Source organism: Nonomuraea diastatica (genome assembly GCF_004349015.1).
GTDB classification, from domain to species: Bacteria; Actinomycetota; Actinomycetes; order Streptosporangiales; family Streptosporangiaceae; genus Nonomuraea; species Nonomuraea diastatica.
Genome location: NZ_SMKP01000285.1, coordinates 1 through 9,146 on the forward strand (window position 1 = coordinate 1; position 9,146 = coordinate 9,146).

Here is a 9,146-nt window from a genome sequence, read left to right on the forward strand (position 1 = left end):
GGGCCGGGGCGGGAGCCGGAGCGGGCTGCGCCGGAGCCGGCTGCGGGATCGAGGAGGCGGGCGGAGCCGGCGCGGGCTCGGGCTCGGGCTCGGGCTGCGGAGCCGGGGCCGCCTCGGGAGCCGCGGCGGGGGCGCCCGCCTGGCCGCTCTCGTCGATGACGGCGAGCTCGGCCCCGACCTCGACCGTCTCGTCCTCGGCCACCACGATCTTGGTGAGGACGCCCGCGGACGGCGACGGGATCTCGGTGTCGACCTTGTCGGTCGACACTTCGAGGAGCGGCTCGTCAGCCTCGACGCGCTCGCCCTCCTTCTTCAGCCAACGGGTTACGGTGCCCTCGGTCACGCTCTCGCCGAGCTGGGGCATCTGTACGGAGACCGGCATCGTTATTCTTCTCTCGCGTTCTGATCTCGAGGGCTGGACTAGTTGTGTACGTGCAACGGCTTGCCGGCCAGGGCCAGCATGGCCTCACCGACTGCCTCGGACTGCGTCGGATGTGCGTGGATGAGCTGGGCGACCTCTGCGGGCAGCGCCTCCCAGTTGTAGATCAGCTGGCCCTCCGTGACGAGCTCGCCGATGCGCCTGCCCACCATGTGGACACCGACGACGGGGCCGTCCTTCTGGGCGATGACCTTCACGGCGCCCGAGGTGCCGAGGATCTGGCTCTTGGGGTTGCCCGCCAGGTCGTAGACCTGCTCGACGATCTCGATGCCGCGCTCGGCCGCCTGCGCCGAGGTGATCCCGACGGAGGCCACCTCGGGGTCGGAGTAGGTGATGCGCGGCACGCCCGCGTAGTCGATGGGCGGCGGGTTGAGGCCGGCGATGTGCTCGGCCACCATGATCCCCTCCGCGAAGCCGGCGTGCGCGAGCTGCAGCGTCGGGATGAGGTCGCCGATGGCGTAGACGCCCGGCACGGACGTCTGGCAGTGCTCGTCGACCATGACGGCGCCGCTCTCGATGGCGATGCCCTGCTCCTCGAAGCCCATGCCCGAGGAGACGGCGCCGCGGCCGACCGCGACGAGCAGGAGCTCGGCGTCGAGGGTCTTGCCGTTGGCGAGCGTGATGACCACACCGGTTTCCGTGGTCTTGGCGCCGTCGAAGAAGACGCCCAGCTCGTATTTGATGCCGCGGCGGCGGAAGGCCCGCTCCAGCAGTTTGGAGCTGGACTCCTCCTCGGTGGGGAGCAGGTGCGGCAGGGCCTCGACGATCGTGACCTCGGCTCCGAACGAGCGGTAGACGCTGGCCAGCTCGACGCCGATAACGCCGCCGCCCAGCACGATCACCGAGCTGGGCACGTGGTCCATCGTGAGCGTGTGCTCGCTGGTGATGACGCGCTCGCCGTCGATCTCCAGGCCGGGCAGCGTCTTGGGGGCGGAGCCGGTGGCCAGGACGACGTTGCGGCCTTCGTAGACCTCGGAGCCCACCTGGACCCGGCCGGGGCCCGCGAGGCGGCCCTCGCCCTCGACGATCGTCACGCCGGCGCCCTTCAGCAGGCCCTGCACGCCCTTCCACGCCCGCGTGACGATCTTGTCCTTGAACGCGTGGACGCCCTGGACGTCGATGCCGTCGAAGCGCGCCTTGACGCCGAAGGACTCGCTCTCGCGGGTCTCGTCGGCGACCTCGGCGGAGTGCAGCAGGGCCTTCGTGGGGATGCATCCCCTGTGGAGGCAGGTGCCGCCGATCTTGTCCTTTTCGATCAGGACGACCGACTTGCCCAGCTCGGCCGCCCGGAGCGCGCAGGCGTAACCGCCGCTGCCGCCACCTAGGACGACGATGTCATAGGCCACAGGAAGGCTCCTTGTCGGGGTGTTGTGATGCCCTCATCTTTTCATTTGTTTCAGATGCTCGCGTGCCGCTCTGCCAGTCCGATGAGCGTGCGGGTGATCGCACCGGTGCCGCCCTTCGGGATGTAACCGTACGGCTCGCCCTTGTTGAACGCGGGTCCCGCCATGTCGATGTGGGCCCAGCGCACTCCTTCCGGCACGAACTCCTTCAGGAAGATGCCCGCCGTCAGCATGCTGCCCCACCGCTCGGGCTGCAGGTTGGCGAGGTCGGCGATCGGTGAGTCGAGGCCCTTGCGCAGCTCCTCGGGCAGCGGCATGCCCCACGCGCCCTCGCCCGCGGCCTTGGCGGCTTCGAGGACGAGCTCCCTGACGGCGTCGTCGTTGGCCATGACGCCGGCGGTGCGCCAGCCCAGCGCCACGATCTGCGCGCCGGTGAGGGTGGCGACGTCGACGATCACGTCGGGGTCGTCCTCGGCGGCTCTGGCGATGCCGTCCATGAGCACCAGACGGCCCTCGGCGTCGGTGTCGAGCACCTCGACCGTCTTGCCGCTGTAGCTGTGGATGACGTCGGAGGGGCGCTGCGCGGTGCCGCTGGGCAGGTTTTCCGCCAGGCAGAGGTAGCCGATCGTGTTGACGGGCAGGCCGAGCCTGGCGATGCCGATCAGCGCGCCGAACACGGCGCCCGCGCCGCCCATGTCGGACTTCATCCAGTCCATCGAGGCGGACGGCTTGAGTGACAGGCCGCCGGAGTCGAACGTGATGCCCTTGCCCACGAACGCCAGCGTCTTGCTCGCCTCGGGGTGGGTGTAGGAGAGGCGGACCAGGCGCGGCGGGTTGGCCGAGCCCTGGCCGACGCCGATGAGGCCGCCGTAGCCGCCGTCCTTGAGCGCCTTCTCGTCGAGGACCTCGACGCTCAGCCCCGCCTTGCCGCCCGCCTGCTCGGCGATCTCGGCGAACTTGGCCGGCCACAGGTCGGAGGGCGGCGTGTTGACCAGGTCGCGCACCAGCGCGACGGACTCGGCCAGCACGCTCGCGCGCTCGGCCACGCCCTCGGGCTGGCCGGAGACCACCGTGAGCTCGGAGACGGGCGGCTTCTGCTCGCCGTCGGTGCGATAGCGGGAGAACGTGTACGCCCCCAGCAGCGCGCCCAGCGCGACGGCCTCGGCCTCGTCAGGGCTGCCCGCGGGCAGGACAAGCGCGGCGCGCGCGGTGCCGGCCAGGGAGCGCACGGCGGCGCCGGCGGCCTGGCGCAGGCCGTCGGCGTCGGGGGAGTCGCCCAGGCCGACCGCGACCAGCAGCGGTGCGGCGGTGGCGCCGAATGTCGGCAGCTTGGCCAGCTCGCCCGCCTCGCCGGTGAAGGCGACGGCCGCGAGGGAGGCGGCGAGCTTGCCGCCGAAGGCGGTGTCGAGGGACCCGTCGCCCGTCACGGGCCGGGGGCCGTCAGGGCCGGACCTGAAGCCGACGATCAAGGCGTCGGTGTCGAAGGAGACGGGATCTGCTGAGTTCAGCCGCACAGTGGTCACGTAAACCGATGCTATCCACGGTTTCTCGGTCCTCACAAACAGGGGTTCATCCTACCAATAACGGTGCTGTGCACGTTCCGAGACATGGTGCTAGTCTCATTGGCATCATGCTGTTGACGCTCGATCTGAATGACGCCACGCCCCTGCACGAGCAGGTGGCCGGCGCCATCCGCCGCGCCATCGGTGAGGGCTCCTATCGCCCGGGCGATCGGCTCCCACCGGCGCGCGACCTGGCCCAGGCGCTCGGCATCAATCCCAACACCGTGCTGCGCGCGCTGCGCGGCCTGCGGGACGAGGGCCTGCTGGAGTTCAGGAGAGGCCGGGGGGTCAGCGTCGCGGGCCGCGCGGACGGGCGCGCCCTGCTGGTGCAGCGGGCGCGTGAGCTGCTGGAGGACGCCAGGAAGCACGGTTACGGCCGTGACGACCTCATCGCCATCTTGGAGGAACTGCCATGAACCCCCGAGCCATCGCCGCGGCCTGGGGCCTGCCGGTCACCGCCGCGTTCGTCCTGGTCCCCCTGGCGGTGCGCGACCGGCTGCCCGAACCGATGGCCACACACTGGGGGCCCGACGGCAGGGCGGACGGCTCGATGTCGTTCACCGGGTTCGTCGCCATGGGGTTGCTGCTCTGGTGCGTGCCCTGGGCGGTCCTGCTGGCCGGGAGCGGGTGGGCGCACGCGCGCAGGGCCGGCAGGATGTACTGGTGGGGCACGCTGGGCTTCATGAGCGTGTTCGCGCCCGGCATAAGCCTCAGCACGCTCGACGCGAACCTCGACGTACCCGTCTGGACGGCGGCGCAGCTGTCGGCCTGGCACGTCGTCGCCTCCCTCGCGGGATCCGCCGCCGTGGCCGTTGCCGCCGGCTACCTCGGCAGGGGTGAGCCCGACGAGCCGCCTTCCGCCGACGCGCGCCCGCCGCGGTTGCGGCTCAGGGAGGGAGAGCGGACGGTCTGGGTCAGCCGCGTCTCCAACCCGTGGCCGGCCGCGGTCGCCGCGGCCTCGGGCGCCGGCGTGTGCGTGCTGATCGTGCTGCGTTTCATCGGGTCCGGGGCGGGCGCCGTCCTGGGTGTCACGCTGCCCGTGCTCGTTCTCGGGCTCGTCCTGGGGCTGCTGTCCGCCTCGGTCGCCGTCAGGGTGAGCGGTGACGGGGTGGCGATCAGGTTCGGGCCGTTCGGCTGGCCGGTGCGCAGGATCCGGCTGCCGAAGATCGACGTGGCGCTGTCGGAGACCCGCCATCCGAGCCAGGTCGGCGGCTGGGGCTTCCGCGGGCTCCCCGGCAGCGCCACCATCATGCTGCGCGGCGGGGAGTGCCTGATCATCAGGTACCGTTCCGGCGGTCAGCTCGCGATCAGCATCGACGACGCCGCGCGCGGCGCATCCCTCATCAACGCCCTCATCGCGGAGCGAGTGGAGCAATGAACAGACCTCTCCCCATCTTCATCGTCCTCGCCTTCGGGTTGTCCTGGGCGGTCGCGCTGCCCCTGTGGCTCGGCGGGGGCCTCGGCTCGCCGCTGCTGACCCTGCTGGCCTCGGTCATGATGTTCACGCCCACCGCGGCGGTGCTCGGCGTGTGGGCCGTCACGCGCACGCCCGCCAAAGGCTGGGCCCGCCAGACCGGGCTCACGCTCGGCGAGCGCAGAAAGCGAACCGGGCTGCTCGTGCTGGCCGCCTGGCTCGGGGTGCCCCTGCTGGCGTTCCTCGCGATGGGGCTCAGCGCCGCCGTCGGCCTGGTCTCGCTCGACCTCGACCGGCTCAGCCTGCTCAGGGCGGCCCTGCAGGCCCGCGGCATGGAGATCCCCGGCGACCTCGGCACGGTCGCGGCGCTGCAGATCGTGGTGGCGATCGTCGCCGGCCCCCTGCTCAACGCGATCCCCGCGCTGGGGGAGGAGTGGGGCTGGCGTGGCTGGCTGCTGCCCCGCCTCACCTCGGCGAACGGCATGCTCGCCGGCCTGCTGCTCTCCGGGGCGATCTGGGGCGTCTGGCACGCCCCGCTCACCCTGCTCGGCTACAACTACCCGCGCCTGGGCTCGTGGGCGGCGCTGTTCTTCATCGGCTTCTGCGTGCTGGCCGGGGTGCTGATCGGATGGTTGCGGCTGCGCACGGGCAGCGTGTGGCCCGCGGTCGTGGCCCACGGCTCGCTCAACGCGGTCGTGCCGCCTGTCCTGCTGCTCGGCGACGCCGCCGCGCCCCCCAACGAACTCCTGGTCGGGCTGACCGGCCTGGTCGGCTGGGTCGTGCTGGCACTGGCCGGCGCGGCGCTGCTCCGCTTCTTTCCGGTACGCCAGGAGCCGGCGGGCCGTACGCCGCCCGTCACCGCCGGGCCGCAGACCTCGGCGAGTGGCGCACACCACGACTCAGCCGAGTAGCGCGCACACCACCAGCGTCGTGGCCGTGGCGGTCTCCACGAGCGCGCCGAGCACGTCGCCGGTGATCCCGCCGAGTCGCCGCCCGGCGTGCCGGAGCAGCAGCAGGGCGGCGCCGAGCCCGGCGAGCAGGCCGACCGGCAGCACGCCCGCGCGCGCCCAGCCCGGCCCGGGGAAGGGAGCCGCAAGGCCGAGCGCGGCGGCGGCGAGCAGCGCGGCCACGGTGACGAGCCACGGCGCGAGCGGGCGCACCGTGCCCGCGACCATCGCGCCGAGCCCGCCGGGCCGGGCGGCGGGCTCGCCCGCCCGGCAGGCCCACACCAGCGCCAGCCGTCCCGTCACGCAGGCGGTCACGAAGGCCGCGTAACCGGCGTCGGCGGCAGCGACCACCTGGATGAGCAGCGTGAACACCAGTGCCATCACCCCGAATGGCCCGATGTCCGACTTTTTCATGATGTCGAGCGCCTGAGCGGCCGGCCTGCCGCTGCCGAGCCCGTCGGCGAGATCGGCGAGCCCGTCCAGGTGCAACCCCCGGGTCAGGACGGCGAGCGACCCTGCCGCCAGCGCCGCGCCGAGCAGCGGCGGCCCGTGCAGCAGCGAGACCAGCGGCAACGGCATCCCGGCGACGAGCCCGAGCACCAGCCCGACGGCCGGCGCCAGCACCATCGCCTGCCCCGCGACCTCCCGGTCCACCCGCTCCACGCGCACGGGGAAGACGGTCAGCGTGCCGGTCGAGAACCGCCAGCCGTCCGCGAGCCGCCGAACCCTGACAAACCTGCTCACCGGACCGCCGCCCTCTCCTCGTGCCTGGACGAGACCGTAGCGCCAGTACGCGTTCGTATTTCACATCGGTAACGGACGATCCAAGTGCCCACTAGTCTGTCGGGATGCACGTGCTTGAACTCGAAGGCGTAGGCGTCCGCGTTGTCGGCAAGGCGCTGCTCGACGGCATCGACTGGCAGGTCGGCTACGGCGACCACTGGGCCGTCCTCGGCCCCAACGGCGCGGGCAAGACGACGCTCCTCTCGCTGGCCGGCGCCGTACGGCATCCCAGCGAGGGCACGGTCAAGGTGCTCGGCCACCCGCTCGGCCGGGTTGACGTGCGAGAGCTGCGCCGTCATATCGGCCTGGTGGCCTCCAGCCAGCGGCTGATCGACGAGGAGCTGATGGAGCAGGAGGGCGCGACCGCGCACACCGTGGTGCTCACCGGTCACACGGGGACGAGCGTCCCGCTGTGGGACAAGTACGGCGAGGTCGAGCGTGACCGGGCCCACCGGCTGCTCGCCGACCTGGGATGCAAGGAGCTGGCGGAGCGGCCGTTCCGCGTGTGCTCGCAGGGGGAGCGGGCGAGGATCCGGGTGGCCAGGGCGCTCATGGCCGACCCGGCGGTGCTGCTGCTCGACGAGCCGTTCGCGGGACTCGACCTGCCCGCCAGGGAAGACCTCATCACCGCCGTCGAGGATCTCGCCACGACCAGGCCCGTGCTCACCACCGTGACGGTGACGCACCACCTGGAGGAGGTGCCCGCGACGACCACCCACGCGATGCTGATGCGCGACGCCCGAGTGCTCGCCATCGGCCCGGTGGACGACGTGCTCACCCCTGCCAACCTCTCCGACTGCTTCGGCCGCTCCCTGCACGTGGACCGCGTGGACGGCCGCTGGTACGCCCGGGCCGCACGCCCCTGACACCGCCCTCTCGGCCCCGCACCCCCTTCTGACACCGCACTCCTTCCCGACACCGCTTCTGACGCGCCCCGCTTCTGACCCCGCCCTCGCCGGCTCTCACGACGGTGTTCCCCTATGCGTTCGCGAGGTGTTCAAGCCCGTGTCCGCGTCGGTGGTTCAGCCGGTGTCCGTGTGGGGGCCATCCACGTCCGTGCGCCGGTGCTTCAGCCCGTGCTCGCGCCGGTGATGCCACCCGCGTCCGTGTGCCGGTTGTCCCGCCCGTGGCGGCGCCCGCGCCGCCGTCAGAGCTCCAGCGGTCGCCCGGCGACCACCAGGGCCACATGCTCGGACTCGGCGGCCAGACGCTCGTTCAACCGCCCCAGCACGTCTCTGAAGGCCCGACCGGCGGCCGTGGCGGGCACCACGCCCAGCCCCACCTCGTCGGACACCGCCACGATCCGCTCCGGGGCCTGCCGCCACGCCGCCACGAGGTCGTCGCAGCGCGCGACCACGGGCGCGCGGTCGCCCTCCCAGGCCCCGTGGTCGTCAAAGACCGCCGCCACCCAGGTCCCCAGCCCGTCGATCAGCAGCGGTGTGGTGGCGCCCCTGATGGCCGTGGCCAGGTCGGTGGTCTCGGCGGTGGCCCAGTGCGCGGGTCGCCGCGCCCGGTGCGCCCGCACCCGTTCCGCCCACTCGCCGTCTTCTCCGCCGGCCGGGCCCGTGGCGACATAGGTGACGTATGGTTCCGCCGCCAGCCGCAGCTCAGCCTCCGCCGACTTGCCCGAGCGCGACCCGCCCAGCAGCAACGTCCGCCGCGGCCGGCCGCTCGCCCGCTCGTCCGCGAAGCCGCTCTCCTGTTCGTCCGAGGAGCCGTTCGCCTGCCCGAGTACGGAGCCGCTCGTCCGCTTGCCCGCGGAGCCGTTCGTTCGCTTCTCCGCGAAGCCGCTCAGCCGAGGGCTGGCAGGGTCGCTTCGCGGGCCGTTCGGCGGACGGCACGCCAGCTCGGTGCCGTCAGGGACGGCGATCGCTCCCCACAGCCGCAGGCGCCTGGCCAGTTCCTCCTCCGACCGAACCCGGTGATCGAGCCCGACGGCCACCACCAGGGTCGCCTCGTCGGCCAGTCGCGCGCGCCGCAGCTCGCCGAGCCGCTCCGGCCGGTCCAGCAGATCGACCAGCACGACGTCGTAGCGCGCGGGCCCGCCCGCAGGGGGCGTTCGTCCCGCCGGCAGGTGGAGGAGCGCGGAGCCGTCGGGGCCTGCCAGCCCCAGACCGCCCGCGAGGGGCCGGTAGCCGTCGGGCGGGCCGGTGAAGGGGTAGCGGACCACGCCGTCCACGACCAGCTCGAACGGGCGGCGATGGCCGACAGGCAACCCGGCGCACGAGGCGCACCGGCAGCCGGGCTCGGGCCAGCCGGCGCCGCCCGCTGTGCCGTTGATGAGGAGCTTCACCGCGCCGAGCGTACAAAGCCGCATCCGCTCCCGCCCACCCGGGTGCGCGACCATCCGCCGTCCGTCCACCCGTCAGGGCCGCAGCCGTCCGTACACCGGTCAGAGCCGCACACCTGCCGCCGGCGGCGCGAGGCCCATGCGCCCCCGCCCCGGCCGGATCCACCGCCGTGACCCGGGATGTGGTCGCGGGGCAGGCTCTGGGGATCAACGCGCCGAGCCGGCGAAGGATCAGCAGGCCGAGCCCGCAGAGGATCAGCGGGCCGAGCCGGCCGGGGATCGGGACGCCGAGCCGGCGGGGGTCAGCCGCCGGTTTTTGCCGTGGCGCGGCGGCGGGTGGCCAGCAGGGCGCCGCCTCCGAGCAGGAC

General features: G+C 72.9%; 9 protein-coding genes. 4 read left to right on the plus strand and 5 right to left on the minus strand.

The window, feature by feature from the left end; genetic code table 11:
* From E1294_RS49230 to E1294_RS49240, 3 genes are all read right to left on the minus strand, one after another.
* The coding region (locus E1294_RS49230) for a biotin/lipoyl-containing protein (protein WP_342775160.1) at positions 1 to 382 on the minus strand (382 nt) is incomplete at its 3' end.
* A gap of 38 nt (positions 383 to 420) precedes the next feature.
* A complete protein-coding gene (gene lpdA / locus E1294_RS49235; RefSeq protein ID WP_132519363.1) occupies positions 421 to 1,785 on the minus strand; it encodes a dihydrolipoyl dehydrogenase in 1,365 nt (454 codons plus the stop codon).
* 50 nt (positions 1,786 to 1,835) lie between these two features.
* Positions 1,836 to 3,305 carry a leucyl aminopeptidase gene (locus E1294_RS49240; RefSeq protein ID WP_132519366.1) on the minus strand — a complete coding sequence of 490 codons (1,470 nt, stop codon included), beginning with the start codon at positions 3,303 to 3,305 and terminating at the stop codon, positions 1,836 to 1,838.
* A gap of 107 nt (positions 3,306 to 3,412) precedes the next feature.
* On the opposite strand from E1294_RS49240, the gene E1294_RS49245 reads away from it, so the two are divergent.
* From E1294_RS49245 to E1294_RS49255, 3 genes are read left to right on the plus strand one after another with little or no spacing between them, the layout of a single operon-like run.
* Positions 3,413 to 3,760 (plus strand): GntR family transcriptional regulator, encoded by a 348-nt coding sequence (locus E1294_RS49245; RefSeq protein WP_132519369.1) that lies wholly within the window; start codon positions 3,413 to 3,415, stop codon positions 3,758 to 3,760.
* Complete coding sequence (locus E1294_RS49250) at positions 3,757 to 4,722, plus strand: DUF1648 domain-containing protein (protein WP_132519372.1); 966 nt, start codon at positions 3,757 to 3,759, stop codon at positions 4,720 to 4,722. The genes E1294_RS49245 and E1294_RS49250 overlap by 4 nt, the downstream gene beginning before the upstream one ends.
* Positions 4,719 to 5,669: a CPBP family intramembrane glutamic endopeptidase gene (locus E1294_RS49255; RefSeq protein WP_132519375.1), complete on the plus strand. Its 951-nt coding sequence runs from the start codon at positions 4,719 to 4,721 to the stop codon at positions 5,667 to 5,669. The genes E1294_RS49250 and E1294_RS49255 overlap by 4 nt, the downstream gene beginning before the upstream one ends.
* Here the strand turns inward: E1294_RS49255 and E1294_RS49260 are convergent.
* The gene (locus tag E1294_RS49260) at positions 5,658 to 6,449 is read right to left on the minus strand and encodes an adenosylcobinamide-GDP ribazoletransferase (RefSeq protein ID WP_132519378.1); all 792 of its coding nucleotides are present in this window, start codon (positions 6,447 to 6,449) and stop codon (positions 5,658 to 5,660) included. The two genes, E1294_RS49255 and E1294_RS49260, sit on opposite strands and share 12 nt — an antisense overlap.
* A 104-nt stretch (positions 6,450 to 6,553) precedes the next feature.
* On the opposite strand from E1294_RS49260, the gene E1294_RS49265 reads away from it, so the two are divergent.
* Positions 6,554 to 7,354, plus strand: a complete 801-nt coding sequence (locus tag E1294_RS49265) for an ABC transporter ATP-binding protein (protein WP_132519381.1) — start codon at positions 6,554 to 6,556, stop codon at positions 7,352 to 7,354.
* 281 nt (positions 7,355 to 7,635) lie between these two features.
* On the opposite strand, the gene E1294_RS49270 is transcribed toward E1294_RS49265, so the two are convergent.
* Complete coding sequence (locus E1294_RS49270; protein ID WP_246083837.1) at positions 7,636 to 8,781, minus strand: bifunctional adenosylcobinamide kinase/adenosylcobinamide-phosphate guanylyltransferase; 1,146 nt, start codon at positions 8,779 to 8,781, stop codon at positions 7,636 to 7,638.
* Positions 8,782 to 9,146 lie beyond the last annotated feature (365 nt).